This is a genomic window from Trueperaceae bacterium (assembly GCA_036381595.1).
Taxonomy (GTDB): domain Bacteria; phylum Deinococcota; class Deinococci; order Deinococcales; family Trueperaceae; genus DASVCN01.
The window spans coordinates 11,794-31,088 of record DASVCN010000001.1 but is presented as its reverse complement, the minus strand read 5'-3'; the positions used below and the strand labels follow the sequence as shown (position 1 = coordinate 31,088).

The window sequence follows — 19,295 nt, the reverse complement described above, 5'->3', positions numbered from 1 at the left end:
TCCAGCTCCTCGAGACCGTCGAAACCGTGGCCCCGCAGCTTCTCCGCGAACTCCTCCTCGAGCCGCGCGAGCTTCTCCGCGGCGGTTCCCAACTGCCCCTGTCGGATCGAGAGCTCCGCTTCCCGCTTCTCCACCTGCGCCTGGGCCTTCTGTTCGCCCTCCCGCGCACTCTCGTAAGCCTCCTGCAACTCCCTGTGCCTCGACCTCGACCGCTCCAGTGCCTCGCCGAACGCCTCCGGGTCGCGGTTCTCGGGTTCGAGCTGGTCGAGAAGGCCCTTTAGCCGGCCCCGCAACTCCCGCAGCTTGCCGGTCGCCTCGTTCTGCTGTCGCTGCGCCTCTTCGACCTGCCCCCGGAGACCTGGGAGCTCCTCGTCGATGGCCGCCACAGCCTGGTCCAGCTCGTCGAGCTGCTCGCGCAGGGCTCTCGTTTCCTCCTGCGCCCGCTCGACCTCGCCGAGCGCCTCCACACGCTCCGCCAGCTCGGGCAGCGACTCCAGCGTCCAACCGCCCTCGGCAGCCAGGTTCGAAGCGCGGACCGAATGCTGGCGCTCGGCCTCCTCCAGCCGCGATACCTCTTCCCGGGCCTCGCCGAACCTTTCAAAAGCTGCCTGCAGGCCGCCGAGACCGTCGTGACCCTCCGCGGGCAGCGGATGATGCTCGCTTCCGCAGACCGGACAGGCCTCACCTTCGGCCAACGACGCCGCCAGCAGTCCCGGCGAGTGCTCCCTGACCGCGAGGATCAGGTGCTCGGCCGGATCGCCACCGGCGCGGACCTCCTCCATCTCCTCGGCCAGACTGGCAACCCGGGCCAACTCCCGCTCGATCTCCCGGAGCGCCCTCACCTGGGCCTGCAACTCTCCTCGCCGCCGTTCCAGGTCGGCCTCGGAACCGAGCTTCTCGGCCAGGGACGCTCTCCGCTGCACCAGCTCGGTCCGCTGCTCCTCTGCTGCGCCTACCGCTTCGCGCCGCATCTCGGCCTGCTCGGCGAGCTCCTCGACCTGCCCGGCGAGTTCCGATTCCTGTCGCCCGATGTCGGCCAGCTCGCCCACCTGCTTCTCGAGAGCCTCCAGGCGCCCGCAGGCGGCCTGAGCCTCTTTGCGCTCGGCCTCCCGCGCCTTCTCTTCCTCGAGCCGCCGGGTCGCCTCCACGAGTTGTGAACGCGCCTCCTCGAGCCTCCCCGTTGCCCCCTCGACCTCGCCCTGGAGGCCTTCGCGTTCCTTGCGGGTGGTCTCCAAGTAGGTGCGGGCGTCGGCCAGGAGCGCCGCCCGTTTCGCCCGGTCGAGACGCTCGCGCTCGAACTTCATCTCCTCGGCTCGCTGGTCGAGTTCGTTCTGGGCCTTTCGCAGCTCCTCGGCCTCCTCGAACTGCTCGTCGAGCGCGGCGGCTTCGGTCTTCTCCCGCAGCCGCTCGTCGCGAACGGTCGCCGCCTGGGCGAGCTCCTCCTTCAGCCGCGCGGCCTCCGCCTCGGCGAGCTCCAGCCTTCGCGCCAACTGCTCGTCGTTCTCGCATCCGGCGCCGGCCAGCAGTTCCGCCCGGCGGCTCTGCATGCTCTGGCTCTGCTGCGCCAACTCCTTGGCCTTCTCGTTCAGCGCCTCGGAGAAGTCCGCGAAACGCCGGGTGTCGAAGATGTTGGCCAGAATCTCGCGGCGCTCGCCGTCGTTGGTGATCACCTCGCGGAACGCCCCTTGCGGTAGCACCACCGTCTGCCTGAACTGCTCGACCGAACAGCGCAGCAGGTCCTTCACGACGTTGTCCGCTTCGCCGACCTTGGTCGCCAACACCTCGCCGTCGTCCAACGCCTCGAGCGTCGCTTCGGCCTGCTTGGTGGTTTTCCCCTCGCCCCTCTGCTTGGCCATCTGCTGCTGAGGGGAGCGGGTGATCCGGTACCGCTTGCCGCGATGCTCGAACTCGAGCACGACCTTGCACCGCTCCTCCTCCTGCAGGGTCGACGCCAGGTCCGATCCGCTGCGTTCGTCGCCGCTGGCCTTGCCGAACAGAGCGAAGCACAAGCCGTCGAGGATACAGCTCTTGCCGGCACCGGTCGGTCCGTGGATCAGGAAGAGACCGTGACGGCCTAGGGTCTCGAAGTCGATAACGTGCTCGCCCAGGTAGGGGCCGAAGTTGTGCAGCTCGAGGCGGATCGGCCTCATCCGGAGAGGTCCCCGTCGGACGCTCGTTCCGCCCACGCGAGCACCTCTGCGGGCTCACGGTCCTCGGATCGCTGCCGGCTCTCGCCGAACTCCTCGTCACCGAACTCGTCGGCTGACTCCTCGGCGCCGGCCTCATCACCGTCCCTCGACTCGGCGCCCAACTCCTCGGAGCCCAACCCTTCTGCGCCCAACTCCTCAGCGCCCTCGTCGTCGAACCCCTCGCCGGAGTACCGATCCCCGTTCCCCGCCACGTGCAAGGTCTCGAGCATCAACTCCCTCTCGACGCCACTGATCTCCTCCCCGAAGACGTGGCGGTAGAACTGCTCGAACGCGTCCTCGACGCTAAGCGTCCTGTAGTCGCCCTCCAGGCTGGGCGCCCGGCCGCGCACCTCGATCGACGGCTGTTCCAGCAGCGAGTTCGGGTACCACTCGCGCAACCGGGCCAGGGCCTGGTCGATAGGTTCGCGGTCGGTGACCTTCACGAGCAGGTAGTCGTCGCGCCGCTCCTCGGGCACCAGCGCGGCCGCCGAAATCACGGCATCGAACGACTCTCCTTCGATCACGCGGACATCGCGTGAAACCTCGATGGGCAGCCGCTCCGTCGTCGCCCGGCCCGACTCGTCGATCTCGACCATCGTCACGCTCTTCTGGTGGCCGGCCTCGTCGAACGAGTACTTCACGGGACTGCCGCAGTAGTGCACCTGGGCCTCATCCCCTACCTTCCGGCAGCCGTGGATATGCCCCAGCGCCACATAGCTGAACCCTTGGAAGCAGTTCGGCCCCACCGCTCCCGCGCCGCCTACCTGGATCGGGTCCTCGGCCTCCCCCTCGTTGCCGGCCCCGGCGACGAAGGCGTGGGCCGACAGAACCGCCGGTCCCTCGTCGACGTGCGCCCTCACCCTCTCCAGCACGTAAGTCATCGCGGCCTGATAGTCGAAGTCCGCGATCGCGGGCTCGTCCTCACGCCATGCGCTGTTCACGTGCACCGGCTTGTGGTACGGCACGCCGTAGATGGGCACGCCCTCGACCACCACCGGGCACAGGGCGTCGCGGAGGCCCTTGATGATGTGCAGCCCGGCCCTTCTCGCGAGGTTGGAGTGCACCGCGAGCCGCTCCGGATGGTCGTGGTTGCCGGGGATCACCACCATCGGAACGCCGAGGTCACCGACGATGCCGTCAACGGCGAACTCCCAGAGCTCGAGGGCAGAGAGTTGCGGGATGTAGGTGTCGAACACGTCTCCGGCCAGGACGACGGCGTCGGGCTTCTCCTCCCCGACCAACTCGATGATCCGGCCGACGGCCTCCCGCTGGACCTCGTGGAGCGGGAAGTCGTGCAGCCTCTTGCCCAGGTGCCAGTCGGCTGTGTGCAGGAACCTCATCTCGCTGCTACCTCGTTCGACTTCATCTCGGCCCCTCTCCCGACGGATGTGCCGTCGCCTCGGAGAGGAAGCCTAGGCAGAGGGTGCGACAGGTAGTGTCGCAACTTCATCGGTAGCGGGCGGCGGCGCTCTCCAGCTCACTCGCGACCTTCCGGCGGACGGTCTCAGGCTCGAGTACCTCGATGGTCTGCCCCCAGCTGAGGAGGAAGGGCAAGAGCTCGTGTACGTCGCCGCCCTCGGCCAGCCGTCCGCGGACTACCGCTTCGAGCCCGCCATCTTCGAACTCCCCCACTACCGAGACGTTCTCGTCGTCCTCGCGCAGCTCGCGGAACCAGGAGGCGACCGAGGGATCGACCCGCAGACGCACCTCGACCGGGTCACCCACGACGATGCCCCAGGTCCCCGAGAGGAATCTCTGGGGCTCGAAGTCGTTAGGCACGACGTAGTCCTCGTCGTCCAGCACTTGGACGTTACGCATCCTGGCGAGCTTGAACACCCTGACCTCTCGGAAGTACGACCGTTCGAAGGCGACGACGTACGGTTGCAGATTGCGGCGGTTCAGTTCGAAGAAGTAGATCTCGTACTCGTGGCGGTGCCAGTTGGTTCCCTTGCTGGACCGGTACTCGCAGCGCAGGACCTTCCCGTTGAACCAGGCTTGGGCGACCTGATCCAGCACCCGGTCGTCGCCGCTGGGCCCCAGCTTGTCGACGCTCTTGAGCAGCTCGGAACGCGCCGGTTCAGGCAACCGCTTCGACAGCTTCTCCAGGGCGCTCCGGTAGTGCCGCTCGCCAACGCGGGTATGCACCAGCAGCCGGGTGGCGCTATGGACGGCAAGAGCTTCGACCTCGTTAAGGTCGGTCGGGGGCCGAGGAACCCAGTAACGGTGATCCCCCTCCTTGGCGTCCCCGTGCTCGACGAGATCGCGCAGGTCGCGCTCCATGGTCCGGCGTGAAACTCCGAACTGCCTGGCGAGCTCGGCGGCGCCGCGAGGGCGCGATTCGAGCATCACCTTCAGCTCCTGAAGGCGCTGCGCCCTGTTCAAGTTCCTGCTCATGCCGAGGGAGCGAGCCTCTCCAGCCTAGACACTGTTCTCCATCCCCTGCCGCAAGCGTTTCGCAGGATAACCGCAGGCGAAAATGAGCACTATGAAGAGCTGAATATCTGCTTGCTCTTCCCCTGGAGCTGCGATTACGAGTCGAAGCGGCCGGAGTTTCGGTCGCCCCGGGAGCTGGCACTTGCTTGCCCACAATCGGACACGAGCTTCGTGTACACTGAACTAGGCGCTGGAGGGCCTTGATGAGGAATATCACTCTCAGTGCAGACGAGCGGACGATAGCGCTTGCTCGTGAAAGGGCGCGAGCGAACAGGACTACGTTGAATGAAGAGTTTCGGCGGTGGCTGGAGCAGTACGCGCGGAACGAACAACGGGCAAGCGAGGCAGTCCAGGTGATCGAACAGATCAGGACGTACGCGAGAACCGGCGGACAGCACTTCACACGAGACGAGATGAATGAGCGTTGACTTCATCGACTCGAACATATTCGTCTACCTATTCGACGAGACGGACCGGACAAAAAGGGAAACTGCTACGGCGCTGGTAGAGGCGGCGGTCGAATCTGGCTCCTGCGTAATCAGCCATCAGGTCGTCCACGAGGTGTTGAACGTCATCACGCGGAAACTCTCGGTCCCCGTGACAACGAAAGACGCCAGACTCTTCTTCGATCACGTGCTGGCGCCGCTTTGGCACATCGCGCCCAGCCACGAGCTGTTCCGGCGTTCTCTACAACTGAAGGCGAAGTACTCCTACTCCTTCTACGACTCTCTGATCGTCGCTGCTGCCCTCGAGTTCGGTTGCAGGAGGTTACTCACGGAGGACCTACAGCACGGGCAGAGGATCGAGAAGTTGACGATCGTAGACCCGTTCCGCAGTTGATGAGCGGCGAAGAGATGTTAGTCAGCCGAACTCCTGCCAATAGCGTCACGACTCGAAGCTCATTACCGCTCCTGGAGGAGCCGGATGGAGGTGTTCATCTGCCGGAATGATTGCGGGCCGGACGTTCCTTAGCGGCCCGGGGGTCGCTCGCCACGTTCGTTCTTGCCCCTTGGAAGCGTATGCCGCCACGTTCGATGGGTGCACCCGGAGGAACATCCGTTCAGTGGGCGCGCCAGCACGGATAGTTACACCTACGCTCCGAGTTTGGTTTGCTCCAAGACTCTCCTGACATGGCCCACCTGCTGAAGCTGCCCCACAAACTTCCTGCGACGCTTGTTTCCCAACTCGGGCGATACTCTGAGAAGTAACCACCGCTTCGAGATGTAAACCGAGACGAGGGCGAGCAACGTGAGGCGTAACAGCGACGGCAGCTTCAGCTTCTCCCCAACAGACCTGACCATTTTCTCCGCCTGCCGCCACGCCAGCCTCCTCGAGCTGCTCCTGGCAGAGGATCGCGCGCCCGCCACACCGGAACTCGATCCCGACGCGAAGGCGCTTGCCGAACTTGGCCGGCGCCACGAGCAAGCCTATATCGATAGCCTGCGCCAACAGGGCAAGCGAACAGTCGAAGTCGGTGGGCCCGCCCACGACGCCGGTCAACTCCAGAAGACGCTTGCCGCGATGGAACGAGGCGACGAGATCATCGTGCAGGCGCCTCTGCGGAGCGAGACCGAGGCCGGTCACTGGCGCGGCATCGCCGACCTCCTCAGGAGGGTGGAGAAGCCGAGCGGACTGGGCGACTGGTCGTACGAGCCCGTCGATACCAAACTCGCCAAGACCACCAAGGCCGAGGCGATCGTCCAGCTCACTCTCTACGCGCTCTGGCTCGAGGAGCTTCAAGGCGAACGTCCCGAGTTCCTCACCGTCGTATCGCCGGGTCGGACCGCGGAGGAACCGTTCCACGAGGAGCGTTACCGGGTGAGCGATTCGGCCGCCTACGTGAAGCGGTTGCGGGACCATTTCGAATCTTTCATCGCGGACGGGCGCAACGACAAGGCGAGCACCCGAGCCGAACCGGTCGACCATTGCCAGGTGTGCTCCTGGTGGCGTCACTGCGACCGGACCTGGCGCCAGGAGGACAGCCTGGTGCTCGTCGCCAACCTTGGCCGGGCTCACCGAAACGAGTTGGAACGACGGGAGATCAGAACCGTCGCATCTCTGGCCGGGCTCGAGCATGAACTCGGCTTCCGGCCGGACTTCGGCAGCTCGGCGACCTACCGAGCTGCCGCCCACCAGGCGCGGCTCCAGGTCGCCTCGCGCGCTAGCGGGCAGACGGCCCACGAACTGCTTCCCGTCGAAGCGGAGCGTGGACTCACCCTGCTTCCCGAACCCTCCGAGTTCGACCTGTTCTTCGACCTGGAGGGCAATCCGTTCTTCGGCACGGGCGGCATCGAGTACCTGTGGGGTTGGAGCGACGCCAGAGGGGGGTACTCCCACCGCTGGGCGCTGGAGAAGCGGACCGAGCGGATCGTCTTCGAGGCCTTCATGGACCTGGTCGTCACGCGCTGGCAGGACCACCCGCAGATGCACGTCTATCACTACGGACACTACGAGAGGTCGGCCCTGGCGAGGCTCGTCAATACGCTCAGCAGCAAGGCCCGGGAGTTCGATGCGTTGTTGCGTGCCGGCGTCTTCGTCGACCTCTCGACGATCACCCGGCAGGGAGCCCGCGTAGGCGCCGAAGGCTACTCGCTCAAGGACCTGGAGGGAGTCCACGGCTACCTCCGAGACGCCGACCTTCGTGGTGTTGGCAGGCACAAGCGAGCCGTCGAGCACGGTCTGATGCTGGGGGAGATCCAGGAAGTGCCCGACGAGTCGTTCGAGATTGTGCGGGTCTACAACCGGGATGACGTGGCTTCGACCCTGGCGCTGCGCGAGTGGCTCGAGGGGCAGCGCTCGCTGCTGGTCTCACGCGGAGAGGGCGTCCCCCGCCCAGAGCCGGGCGACAGCCAACCGAGCGAGAAGGTCGAGAGGGAGAGGAACGCCGCTGAGCAGGCGATCGAACGGCTCCGGAACGGACTGCCCGAGGACGAAGCCGACTGGACCGACGAGCACGCTGCGCAGGCGCTGCTGGCCGACCTCATCGACTTCGAGCGCCGCGAAGACAACGTCGACTACTGGGAGAAGTTCGCGCTCATGGAGATGGAGCCCGAATCGCTGGCCATCGCCAGCAAGGGGATCGTGGGGCTCGAATTCGTCGGGGTCGTGGGTGGGGAGGCGCGCAAGCCCGTCCAGCGTTACCGTTACCCATCACAGGAGCTCGATCCGCGGTCGAAGGACATCCTCCACGCCTGGGTGGACGGGCGGGTCGAGCGGATCGGCGAGGTGGTGGCATGGGACGTACGAGCCCACACCCTCGATGTGCAGAAGAAGGTGTCGACGGCCGACATCCACCCGACCCACGCCTTCCTCTGGAGTCACATTCCGAAGACGAACATCACCGCGGCCCGAATCGAACTCGCGCACGACATCAGCGAGCGTGGGCTCGACGCAGCCGGACGCTTCCGAGCAGCACGCGACATCCTGCTGAGGATCGCCGGCCGCGGGTTGGCTCCGGAACCAGAGGCCAGGCGTCTGCCCGGAGAGTCGACGCTAGCCGCCGCGTTGCGGATGACCCGGGGCCTGGAAGGTGGAGTTCTGCCGGTACAGGGGCCGCCTGGTTCGGGCAAGAGCTATACCGGCGCCCACATGATCATCGATCAGCTGTCTCAGGGGAAGCGAGTGGGCGTAACGGCCGTATCGAACAGGGTGATCTCGAACCTCCTCGGCAAAGCGGTGGAGGAGGCTGCGGATATGGGCATTCACGACCTGCCGGTATTCCAGAAGGTCAGCAGCGGCGACGACCAGCTGCCGGATGGGGTAACGCCCGTAAATGGTTATCCCGAAGTCGAGCGGTTGTTGGGCTCGGGAGAGCCGGTTGTCGTGGGCGGCACCGCCTGGCTCTGGAGCAAGGAGGAGTTCCGCGACTCGGTGGATCTGCTCATCATCGATGAAGCCGGGCAGCTGAGCCTCGCTCACGCTCTCTCGGTCTCTAGCGCCTGCCAGAACGTGTTGCTGCTAGGCGACCCGCAACAGCTCGAGCAGCCCATCCAGGCGACCCACCCTCCGGGGGCAGACGTAGCCGTGCTTCGTCACATGCTGGGCGATGACAAGACCATCCAGCCAGGTCAGGGCCTTTTCCTCGACCGAACCTTCCGGCTGGCGCCGGCGATCGCCCGCTTCACCTCGGAACTCGCCTACGAAGGACGCCTCCGGCCCGCGGAGGGGAACGAGCGGATAGCGCTCATCGCTACCTCAGGTTTCGACGGTGCCGGGCTCTACTACCTGCCCGTAGAGCACGAGGGAAACTCGCTCACCTCGGCCGAAGAGGTGGAGGTGGTGTCAGGCGTGATAGGGCGGCTGCTCCAACCGAATGCGAGGTTCCGCGACTCGAAGGGCGAATCGCGGCCGCTCGAACCGAAGGACATCCTGGTGGTCGCCCCCTACAATCGCCACGTAGATGCCTTGGCCGAGGCAGTTCCTCCAGGCGTCCGAGTCGGTACGGTCGACCGCTTCCAGGGCCAGGAAGCCCCGGTGGTCATCTACTCGATGGGCGTCTCATCGGCTGACCTCGCACCCCGCGGCCTGGGCTTCCTCTTCAGCATCGAGCGCTTCAACGTCGCTACGTCTCGCGCTCAGGCGGCCGCGATCCTCGTCGCCAGCGACGCCCTCTTCGACACGATCTGCCGGACACCGGAGGAGATCAGGCTGGTGAGCGGACATGTAAGGTTCGTGGATGCGGCACAGGACTAGAGCGCGGCACCAAAAGGCGCTAAGACAAATTTCGATCCTCATTCTTTCTTAGTGATCGGCTAAGCAAAGTAACTTTCGTTAGCCGAGAGCTAAGTAAAACTTGGGACCCGAATCTTTACTAACGCGAGTGACCATGAGGGATATCCAGCTCGGAACGTAACTCGGCGGCTACCGAAAGCCTCCGGCCGGGAGCAGTGGGGCGCACAGAGTCGTCGGCCGACCCAACCCGGCGAGGGTCCGGTGGCCGCCGCGGACGCCCCGCACTCGGAAGCCACCCGCTGCTCAAGAGCCGAGGCATCAGCGAACCGTCAGGGTCGTGGATCTTGCACCGAGGAACAGTGGAAGGATGATGAGAAGGGCTCCGATTGCACCTGTCACCATCGACGACTCACACCCATCTCTTTGCACCGCTCCCCGGCCCGCGTATCCTTCTTTCCACGGGGGCAGCGGAACCACCGATAGAGCGAAGGCCGGCACGGGGGCGCCGGCCTTTCTCTTTTGGCTCGAGTGAGCCGAGCCGACACGACTCAGAAAGCCAGGCCGAAGACGCGTCCAGGTGTTCCTGTCACACTTCCGCTCAGATGCGCCGACGAAGGGAGGCAGCATGAGAAGCGATCTGCGACTGCGGAGGTATCGACGCGGGCGAGAGGAGCTGAGCGGCGACGGCGACCCCGATCTGTTCGGCATGGCCAGTGAGGAGGAGGCGCGGAAGGTGCTTACCCCGTCGTGGCTTGCCGGCGACCGGGCGGAAGTCGTCGCCCGCGCACTTCCGCTAGTCCAGGGCGGCTACTACCTGCTAACTGGCCTCTGGCCGCTAGCCCATATTACGAGCTTCGAGCGGGTCACCGGCCGCAAGACGGACAAGTGGCTGGTCCGTACGGTCGGGGCCCTTGCCGCCGCGATCGGTGGAGGGCTCTTGCAGGCGGGGCGCAAAGGTCACCTTCCGCGCGACCTGCGCACCGTCGCCCGGCTGGCCGCCGTCGGGTTCGTGGCGGTCGAAGTGCCGACCGCCCTCCGCGGACGCATCTCGCCCATCTACCTCGCCGACGCCCTGGTCGAACTCGGCTTCATCGGCGCTCATGCCTGGGCCGCCCGGGAACTGGCCGGCGCCGGGGATGAACTCGACGCCCTAGTGAGACGCGAAGCACGCTTCGGCTGAGCAGCGAACGGGACCGGTCGTGCGCTCCTGGCGCGCGCCCCCGCCCGGCACTCCTCTTTGCCCCGGGTTATCCTCCTCCCCGAGAAGGGGACCCGACATGGATTTCTCCGGCAAGCGAGTAGTGATAACCGGCGGTACGCGCGGGATCGGCCGCGCATCTGCCCTCGCTTTCACCGCCCGCGGTGCAACCGTAGCCCTCGTCTACCGCTCGGACGAAGAAGCGGCAAACGCGACTCTCGCCTCTCTGCCAGCCGGTGATCACCTGCTGATCCGAAAGGACATCGCCGATCCGACGCAGGCGAGGGAAGCGGTGGAGAGCGCGGCGGAACTCATGGGAGGGCTGGACGTGGTCGTCAACAGCGCCGGGATCGGCGGCCATCACCGTCCCGACGAGGTCGACTACGGATCTTGGCAGTCAGCATGGCAGAGGATCCTCGCCGTGAACCTCATCGGGGCGGCGAACGTGTGCTACTGCGCCGCCCAGAGCATGATCACGAACGGGGGCGGCCGCATCGTCAACGTCTCCTCCCGCGGCGCTTTCCGCGGAGAGCCCGACCAGCCCGCCTACGGCGCCAGCAAGGCCGGACTCAACGCCCTGAGCCAATCTCTCGCCCAACGCCTCGCGCCACACCGGATTTTCGTAGGGGTGGTCGCCCCCGGTTTCGTGGAGACCGACATGGCCGCCGACCGTCTCGCCGGCCCGGCCGGGGACGCCATCCGCGCGCAGAGCCCGTTGGGCAGGGTCGCCCGCCCCGAGGAGGTCGCCCACGCTATCCTCTTCCTCGCGTCGGAAGGCGCCGAGTTCACCACGGGGACGATCATCGACGTGAACGGAGCCTCCTACCTGCGCAGCTGAATAGATGCATCTGCGATGATGCAGATGTCACTCTCCGGAGTGACCCCCACATCTTTGCACTGTGCTCCGCCGGGCGTATCCTTCTTTCCACGGGGGCAGCGGAACCACCGTAAAGAGGGAAGGCCGGCACGGGGGCGCCGGCCTTTCTCTTTGATTGCGGTGACTACTGGCCCAGGCCCGCGAGCAGGGCCACCGCCACACCGAACATCACGAGCGCGACGAAGCCGTCGACGAGTCGAATCGCGAGCGGCCGGCTGAAGAGTGGCGCGAGGGCCCTGGCCCCGAGCGCCAGTCCGAAGAACCAGAGGGTGGAGGCGAGCACCGCCCCTAACGTGAACAGGCCCCGCTCTCCGGGGGGGAGCTGACTCCCGATCCCGCCCAGCAGGACCACGGTGTCGAGGTAGACGTGCGGGTTGAGGAGCGACACCGCCAGTGTCGCTCCGACGGCTGCGCGGGCGGTCGGGAGCGCGGCCGATTCCGGGGACGGTTCTGGCGGCAGGGGCCGCAACGCTCGGCGGAGCGCCAGAATCCCGTAGGCGATGAGGAAGAGGGCGCCTCCGACCGCCGCGGTCTCCGCCAGCCAGGGGGTGCCCGCGATGAGGCTCCCTATTCCCGCCACACCCGAGCTGATCAGGGCGACGTCGCAGAGGGTCGCCGTGATCGCCACGGCCAACGCATGGCGACGCGCCAACCCCTGGCGCAACACGAACACGTTCTGCGCACCGATTGCGACGATGAGCCCGAAGCCGGTCCGGAGCTCACATCACTCCCCTCTACCAGACGTCCACCTTCGCCTACGGTTCGTTCGACCGCGGCGAGCGCCTCTTCGCAGGAGAGGAGGACGGCTACGTCTACAGCCGAATCGGCAACCCGACCACTCGCGCGTTCGAGTTGGCCGTCGCCGACCTGGAGGGGGCACAGGACGCGGTCGCCTTCTCGAGCGGCATGGCAGCGGTGAGCGCCCTGGCGATCACCCTGCTCGAACCCGGCTCACGAGTCCTCCTCCTGGGTCCGCTCTACGGCGGAACCGAGGGACTTTACCTCGACATCCTCAGCCGCTTCGGCGTCGATGTGGTGATCGTCGACGAGGAGGAGTTGCCCGAAGTCCTCGCCGAGCGGCCGGCCCTCCTCTACCTCGAGACTCCCACCAACCCGACGCTGAGAGTGCGGGACCTCGGCGCTGTCTCGGCCACCGCCAAGGAGCACGGGGTACTGACGGTCGTCGACAACACCTTCTGCACCCCCTACATCACGCGCCCGCTCGAGTTCGGAGCCGACGTCGTCCTCCACTCGGCCACCAAGTACCTGGGCGGCCACGGCGACGCCATCGGCGGAGTGGCGGTGGGGTCGGCCGAACTCATGCACCAGGTGCGGATGGAGGGGCTGAGGCACCTGGGCGGTGTCCTCGGCCCGCTCGAGGCCTACCTGTTCATGCGCGGCCTCAAGACCCTGCCGCTGCGGATGCAGCGCCACTGCGAGAACGCCCTGACGATCGCACGGGCGTTGCAGGAGAACCCGGCGGTGGAGAAGGTCTACTACCCGGGGCTTCCGGAAGATCCCGGACACGCGGTCGCGAGCAGGCAGATGAACGGCTACGGCGGGATGGTCTCGATAGAAGTGGCCGGGGGCAGAGAGGCGGCGCGAGCCTTCCTCGACAACCTCGAGCTCTTCACCCAGGCCGTATCGCTGGGCGACGTCGCCTCCCTGGCAACGCATCCCGGCACGACCACCCATCAGCTGCTGGGCCCGGAGCTGCTCGAACGGCACGGAGTGACGCCCGGCCTGGTCCGCCTCTCGATAGGCATCGAGGACCCGGACGATCTCCTGGCGGACCTCGAGCGCGCGCTTTCCTCGACGGCGGTGACTACCTAGTCATCGAGTCGAGCCTCGCGAACAGCTCTAATCCGCCGCAGTCGTAAACTGCGCTTCCTCCAGGCTCCTCCGAGCCACATCGATCGGGAGAGTCTGTCGCTCCCGGTCGAGGAAGTAGCTCACCTCGCTGTAGCCCGCTTGCTCGAGCAGGTCGTAGGCGTCCAGGTAACGGTCGGCGACACGAGCCGGCGTGTGAGCGTCGGCCCCCACCACAACGGGGATCTCTCGCTCCCTCATCGCCCGCAACATCCGCTGGTTCGGGTTCATCTCCCTGATCTTCTTGTTCAGACCAGAGGTGTTCAGCTCCATCGCGATCCCGGTCCGAGCGATGCGGTCGAGAGAGCGGAGAACGTCCGACTCCACACGGTCGTAATCCCACGCGTCCGGGGTGATGTTCTTGACCAGGTCGGGATGCGAAAGGCAGTCGTAGAGGCCCGATTCGGCGGCCAGGGCGAGGTTCTCGAAGTAGATGAGCTGGTAGGCGAACGGGTCGTCTGTCCAGTAGCGCTCCCAGTACTCCTCGAGCTGCGGGTGGACTGAACCCAGGACGTAGTGGAACCCGGCCGAGTTCAGCTGCCGCTCGACCCACGCCTCGAGTCCGGGCAGGAAGTCGGCCTCGAGCCCCAGTAGAACATCGACTTCACCTTCCAGTCGGCTGCGGGTCCGGGCGACCAGGTCGAGGTACTCCTCGAACTGGTGCGGGTACATGCGGGTGCCCGAGTTGATCCCGTCGGGCAGAGGGTTGTGGCAGGTGACGGTGATCCCCTTGAGTCCGCGTTGACGACCGACCTCTGCGTACTCGTGCGGCTCCCCTTCGGCGTGGCGGCAGAGGGGCGTGTGCATGTGCGTTTCGTATACGACCGGTTGGATGCCTATCTCCATCGACCTCCCGACCACAACCCTACGACGGCTCGGGATCGGGACCGGCAGGCTCGCCAACCAACCGGTTGCGAGCCGCTCGAACGTCCTGGGCCGGGGTCGAACCGGCACGGGCAGGATCGACTCGACCCTCGTTGACTTTCGCCCGACCTTGCCCCATAATCCGGCCAATTCCAAGAAGTTCGGGAGGGCAGTCTGGCCAAAGGACCTCCGCTCACGCACAGTCAGCGCACTTCGGCTTGGCGTTAACCGTTCGCTTTCGGTACGAGGAACCGACCGGATATCGGCGCAGGAATGGTTGGAAGGCGAGTTCACCCGGACCAGGCGACGTCTGGTCGGCGGATCGAGTGAGGTAGAGATGACCAACGGAAGACCGGCGGCGAGTTCCGTCAAGGAGATGGTGAGCGAGGCCCGCTCGCGGATCGAGAATCTCTCCCCCGAGCAGGTCGAAGAGGAGCTGAAGCAGGGAGCCCTCCTCGTGGACATCCGGGAGCGGGACGAGATCGACCGCAGCGGCGCCATCCCCGGCGCCAGCCACTACCCCAGGGGCATGCTCGAGTTCTGGGCCGACCCCGCCAGCCCTTATCACAAGGAGGATCTCGACCCCGAGAGGCGGATAATCCTCCACTGCGCATCGGGTGGGCGCTCGGCGCTTGCGGCCGACATGATGCGGTCGCTGGGCTTCGGCCGAGTCGCCCACATGGACGGCGGCTTCCAGCGTTGGAAGCAGGAGGGCCGGCGGGTCGAGGAGGGGAGCGGCTAGGCGTCATGCTCCTTCATGCGGGTCGGCATTCACCAACTACGCCTGCTCGCGGACCCGCTGCCGGCTACGCCTGCCTCACTCCCTCGCCTCGCGATGCCCGTTCGCGCGCTGCGGTCAGCGCTGCCCCGAAGCGCTCCTCGACGTGGACCGGTGCGGCTCCGATGCGCACACGCGAGGCGGCGTCCAACGCACGGCTCAACTCTGCGCCGGATGCATGGTTCAGCAGCGGGATGAGCGCCAGCACCTGCACCGCCGGCACGTCACAGTCGTGCAGGTGCTGCAGGGCCAGGTCGAACTCCGGCTCCGGCTTCCCTCCGCCAAGCAGGGCGATCTCCCCCAACCGGGCCCAACAGATGGCGCTGAAGTTGGGGTCGCCCCGCTCGATGATCTCGCGGGAGAGCCTAACGGCGTCTTCGGCGCGGCCCAGTGCGAGGTAGGCATCGGCCAGGTTGTTGCGCAGCCAGTCGCTGGCCAGGTAGCCCGCCTTCGCCAGCGCCTCCTCGGCAACGGCTACTCCTCGTTCGGGCTCGCCCAAACGCCGGAAGCAGACGAGCAGCGAGGTGGCCGACTCGACCTCGAGGTGCTCGGCCTCCAGCCGGCGCGAGAGGGCGAGCGCCTCGAGATGGTGCGGCAGCGCCTCCCGATGACGCCCGAGGGCGTCGAGGAAGAGGGCGAGCTGGTAGTGGGCGAAGAAGAGCTCCTCGCCGTCTTCGCTGCCCTGCCAAGTCGCCAACGCCTCCTGCGCCGCCTCCAGCCCCGCCTGGTAGCGGCCGCGGAAGTAGAGTGCCGAGGTTCTGACGCGCCAGAGCCTGAAGCTCTGGGCCCGGTCGGCTACCTCTCGTTCTAGCGCCTGGGCCTGATCCAGCAGCTGGGCAGCCGCATCGAGCTGACCGCCAACGTAGATGCGCCTGAGCGCTTCACTCACCAGGAGAGACAACTTCGCGGGCGGCGGCAGGGTCGCGGCCAGGAGCGGCTGGATCACCTCCGAGGCCTCCTCCAGCAGCGACGCTTCGACCAGCAGTCGGGCCAGCTCGACCTCCAGGTTCAGGCGCAGGCGGCCGGCCGGCAACAGCTGGGACGCCCGGCGGAGGGTCGGGACCGCACTGTGATGCAGACCCCGGCTCCTCAACCGCACGGCCGCGGCCAGCCACTTCTCGGCTGCTCGCTCGTGCTCGCCCGCCCGGTACCAGTGTTCAGCGACCTCCTGAGGCTCGGCCTTCTCGCTGGCGAACGCGGCCGCGCGGCCGTGCAGCAGCCGCCGTTTCTGCGCCGAGAGCCCCTGGTAGACGGTCTGCCGGATGAGATCGTGGTGGAACGTCCCCTCTTCCAGCACGCCCGCCTGCTCGGCCTCCTCGTAGGCCTCGAGCGCGTCCCAGTGGGGCAACTCGCAGACGCGAGCGAGCGATTCGACACCGAAGCCGCCGCCCAGAACGGCCGCGGCCTGAACGACCCGGCGAGCGTGGGTGGAGAGTCGACTGATCCGGGCATCGATCACTTCGGTGATGGCGCGCGGAACCTCCTCGCTCCCTGGGCCCGTCCAACCGGCTCGCTTCAGCTCGAGAGCGAACATCGGATTGCCGCCGGCGGCCGCCGCCAGGGCACGCGGGGAGTCGGTGCCCACGACGAGTTCGGCGAGTGCCTCCAGCGGCAGCGGGCCCAGTTCTATCTCGCTGCTCTCGCCGCGGCGCCTGAGCACGGCCAGGGTGGAGAGCAGTTCCTCAGATTCCTCCCCCCGCCGGCAGGTGCCGTACACCCGAACGCCCTGTTCGACGAGCAGCAGCAGGAGCTCGAGCGTGGCTGGGTCCGCCCACTGGAGATCGTCGTAGACGACCCCAACGTTCGAGGCTCGGGCCTCGAATCGCACCAGCCCCTGCATCAGCCGCACCTTGGCGATCTGCGGGTCCGAGGTGGCGGCGCCCCTCCCCGTCAGGAGGAGTGTCAGCACATCGTCCACCCGCCCCTCAGCCTCTCGGAGCACCGTGACGAGCGGCTGATAGGGCGTGCCCTGGAGACCCTCGCGGCAGTAACGCCAGGCAGCGAGCGGCAACGCCTCGCGAAGCAAGCGGGACTTGCCGATGCCCGGCTCGCCTCTGACGAGCACGAACGGGGTGGCAGCCTGATGAACGGCCTGCAGTTCACGCGACCGGCCGACCAGCGGTGGTTCCTGCTCGACCGTCTCGGAGGATCGCAGCCCGCCCTCGCTCACCGTCACCGGGGGACCTCCGCCCCTGATCGCACTGGCGAGTGACGCCGTCGCCTCGAGGGGCGCCAGGCCGAGCTCCTCGCCCAGCCGCCCGCGGAACTTCTCGAAGACCGCCAGCGCCGTTTCCCTGCGGCCCAGCAGATGGAGGTTGCGGAGGTACTCCTGCAGCACGTCCTCGGCCAGTTCGTCCTCGGCGTGGAGGCGTTCGAGCAGTTCGACCGCCTCGGCGTACCGGCCCGACACGCTGTGCTGACGCGCCTCCCGCATCACGGCATGACGGTAGGTGCGGTGGAGGGCCTCCCGCTCACGTTCCAGCCACTCCTCGAACTCGCCGGCGCCACGGACAGTGAGGCCCTCTAGCAACGGGCCGCGGTAGACGCACCGCGCTGTCGCCCACTCGCCGGCAACTACCGCATCCCGGAAAGCCTTGACGTCCGACTCCGCGGCCCAGCGGACGCGCTCGGGTTCGACCTCGAGGCCTTCGACGTAGGGGAGCGCCTGCGCCCGCAGCAGGAGCTGCCTCAGATTGCGTCTCGCCTCAGACTCACGGATGTCGGGCCAGAAGAGGCCGGCCAACTGGCTCCGGCCGATCCACTCCCCCACGTAGGCCAGGTGGGCCAACAGAGCGGCACGCTTGTCGCTGAGGAGCGGATGTCCTCCGACTTGCGCCCGCCCCAGCAGGTTCACGCCACGTGCCATGGTTGCCCAGAGGATACTGGACAACCGGCCAGCGCATCTCCGGTACCCCGGCGGCCCGACGGCCGCCCGCCGAACTACCGGGGCAGGTGGAGGTAGGCGCGACCGTCGCCTAGGGTGGCGGCGACTACCGCGTGGTCGGCGGAGAGGTCTATCGACCCGACCTCCGACGCACCGAGATCGGCGGCCGCCATGGCATTCACCAGCGCCCACCTCCCCTGATGCCGCTTGTAGAGGTGCAGGTACGGTTCCTCGTCCTCCACTATGCTGGCCAGGATGTAATCGCCGGCCAGGGCCAACCGAGCGCCCAGTGAATCGGCGCCCTCGCTGCCGGTGACGAGCTTGGTGACCTTGTTGAATTCCTCGCCGCTACGTTCGAACACGTAGATCGCGCCGGGGAACTCGCCATCGCGGTCGACGATGCTCCGGTGCGGGGCGCCGACCACGACCGTGTCGCCTTCGATTCGGACAGTGGCGCCGAACGACTCGGCCTGCGGCTCGATAGGGGTCAGGCGGGCGATCTGCTGCCAGGTTCCAGCGACCGGCTCGAAGAGGTAGGCGACACCCAGCGCCCTCCCGTGAGACAAGCCGAACACGCCAGGAACGACGGCCGCTACCGTCGTCCCGTCGGTCGCCACACCATCTCCGAACTGATCCTCGCTCATGGCGTCGCTTGGGTGCAGGATCGCCTGAGGCACCCAGCTGATGCTGTTCAACCGTCGGTAGACGTGGACCTGTCCGTTGTCGGTCAAACCATCGCTGTCTGCTCGTGGCGCTCCCACCACGGCGAGGTCGCCAGCTATCGCCACCGCGCGACCGAACCCCTGGTAGGTTCCGGCAGCCGCTGGCGGCAGGAGTTTGGTTATCTGCTTCCAGCCATCGGCCTGCCGTTCGAAGATGTAGGCCGCCCCCGCGTTGGAGGCGACATCATGGTCTCTGGTGGCGCCCACGATCAGCAGATCGCCGGAGACGTCCACCGCGGCGCCGAACGAGTGCTCCTCGGGCAGGTCGGCCGCGAAGAGCTTCTGCTCCAGCTCCCAACCGCCAGCCCCGAACCGGTAGACGTAGACCGCTCCGGAGTCGTCCACCCCTTCACTGGCGCTGTACGGCGTACCGATGGCCAGCGTGTCGCCATCGAGGTCGACGGTACTCAACAGCTGATCGGCCCCGGGGTCCCAGGTCAGGTCGAACTCCTGTGCCACGGAGCGGTAGGGCGGGACGACGCGGAACAAGAAACTCTCGCCGGCCGATCCGTTCCTCTCCTTCACCGTAATCTGGGCCTCGCCGGTGACCAGCGAACGAGGGATCAAGCGCAAGGCGAGCTGACCGTTAGCCTCCTCGAGGACCGGACCTACCTGCAGGATGTCGTCGGGGTCGTACGCCTCGGCCTCGAGGTCGACGCCGGCGATGCCCAACGGCACGACCAGGGGTTCGTCGACGAGCGTGGTCTGATCGGCCAGAGGCGCCAGGAGTGAGCCCGCACCGGGTCCGGTGCCGCAGGCGACCAGCAGCAGGAAGCCGCCGAGTGACAGGGAGCGAAGAAGCTGGCGCAC

At 66.9% G+C, this 19,295-nt stretch carries 12 protein-coding genes and 1 pseudogene; 6 read left to right on the top strand and 7 right to left on the bottom strand.

What is annotated here, in order from left to right; genetic code table 11:
- The 3 genes from VF168_00115 to VF168_00105 form a co-directional block, all read right to left on the bottom strand.
- Window positions 1-2,150 (bottom strand): SMC family ATPase (locus VF168_00115; GenBank protein HEX7002578.1); only part of this gene is annotated, 2,150 nt, incomplete at its 3' end.
- The gene (locus VF168_00110) at window positions 2,147-3,529 is read right to left on the bottom strand and encodes an exonuclease SbcCD subunit D (protein HEX7002577.1); all 1,383 of its coding nucleotides are present in this window, start codon (window positions 3,527-3,529) and stop codon (window positions 2,147-2,149) included. The genes VF168_00110 and VF168_00115, both read right to left, overlap by 4 nt.
- A 106-nt stretch (window positions 3,530-3,635) precedes the next feature.
- Entirely contained in the window at window positions 3,636-4,583 is a 948-nt protein-coding gene (locus VF168_00105; GenBank protein ID HEX7002576.1) for a WYL domain-containing protein, read from the bottom strand.
- Window positions 4,584-5,039: 456 nt separating this feature from the next.
- Between VF168_00105 and VF168_00100 the strand changes: the two genes are divergently transcribed.
- The 4 genes from VF168_00100 (at window position 5,040) to VF168_00085 (ending at window position 11,329) form a co-directional block, all read left to right on the top strand.
- Window positions 5,040-5,462, top strand: a complete 423-nt coding sequence (locus VF168_00100) for a PIN domain-containing protein (GenBank protein HEX7002575.1) — start codon at window positions 5,040-5,042, stop codon at window positions 5,460-5,462.
- A 408-nt stretch (window positions 5,463-5,870) separates the two neighbouring features.
- Complete coding sequence (locus tag VF168_00095) at window positions 5,871-9,314, top strand: TM0106 family RecB-like putative nuclease (protein ID HEX7002574.1); 3,444 nt, start codon at window positions 5,871-5,873, stop codon at window positions 9,312-9,314.
- Between the two features lie 604 nt (window positions 9,315-9,918).
- Window positions 9,919-10,473: a hypothetical protein gene (locus VF168_00090; GenBank protein HEX7002573.1), complete on the top strand. Its 555-nt coding sequence runs from the start codon at window positions 9,919-9,921 to the stop codon at window positions 10,471-10,473.
- Window positions 10,474-10,570: 97 nt separating this feature from the next.
- The gene (locus VF168_00085; GenBank protein ID HEX7002572.1) at window positions 10,571-11,329 is read left to right on the top strand and encodes an SDR family NAD(P)-dependent oxidoreductase; all 759 of its coding nucleotides are present in this window, start codon (window positions 10,571-10,573) and stop codon (window positions 11,327-11,329) included.
- A 163-nt stretch (window positions 11,330-11,492) separates the two neighbouring features.
- Here the strand turns inward: VF168_00085 and VF168_00080 are convergent, their stop codons facing one another.
- Window positions 11,493-12,056, bottom strand: a complete 564-nt coding sequence (locus VF168_00080) for a LysE family transporter (protein ID HEX7002571.1) — start codon at window positions 12,054-12,056, stop codon at window positions 11,493-11,495.
- A 32-nt stretch (window positions 12,057-12,088) separates the two neighbouring features.
- Between VF168_00080 and VF168_00075 the strand changes: the two are divergent.
- Window positions 12,089-13,201: pseudogene (locus VF168_00075) on the top strand (aminotransferase class I/II-fold pyridoxal phosphate-dependent enzyme).
- A gap of 27 nt (window positions 13,202-13,228) precedes the next feature.
- Here the strand turns inward: VF168_00075 and VF168_00070 are convergent.
- Window positions 13,229-14,083: a histidinol-phosphatase gene (locus VF168_00070; GenBank protein HEX7002570.1), complete on the bottom strand. Its 855-nt coding sequence runs from the start codon at window positions 14,081-14,083 to the stop codon at window positions 13,229-13,231.
- Between the two features lie 355 nt (window positions 14,084-14,438).
- On the opposite strand from VF168_00070, the gene VF168_00065 reads away from it, so the two are divergent.
- Complete coding sequence (locus VF168_00065) at window positions 14,439-14,843, top strand: rhodanese-like domain-containing protein (protein HEX7002569.1); 405 nt, start codon at window positions 14,439-14,441, stop codon at window positions 14,841-14,843.
- A gap of 64 nt (window positions 14,844-14,907) precedes the next feature.
- Here VF168_00065 and VF168_00060 read toward each other — a convergent pair whose 3' ends face one another.
- Window positions 14,908-17,745, bottom strand: a complete 2,838-nt coding sequence (locus VF168_00060) for an AAA family ATPase (GenBank protein ID HEX7002568.1) — start codon at window positions 17,743-17,745, stop codon at window positions 14,908-14,910.
- Window positions 17,746-17,819: 74 nt separating this feature from the next.
- Window positions 17,820-19,295 (bottom strand): hypothetical protein, encoded by a 1,476-nt coding sequence (locus tag VF168_00055; GenBank protein ID HEX7002567.1) that lies wholly within the window; start codon window positions 19,293-19,295, stop codon window positions 17,820-17,822.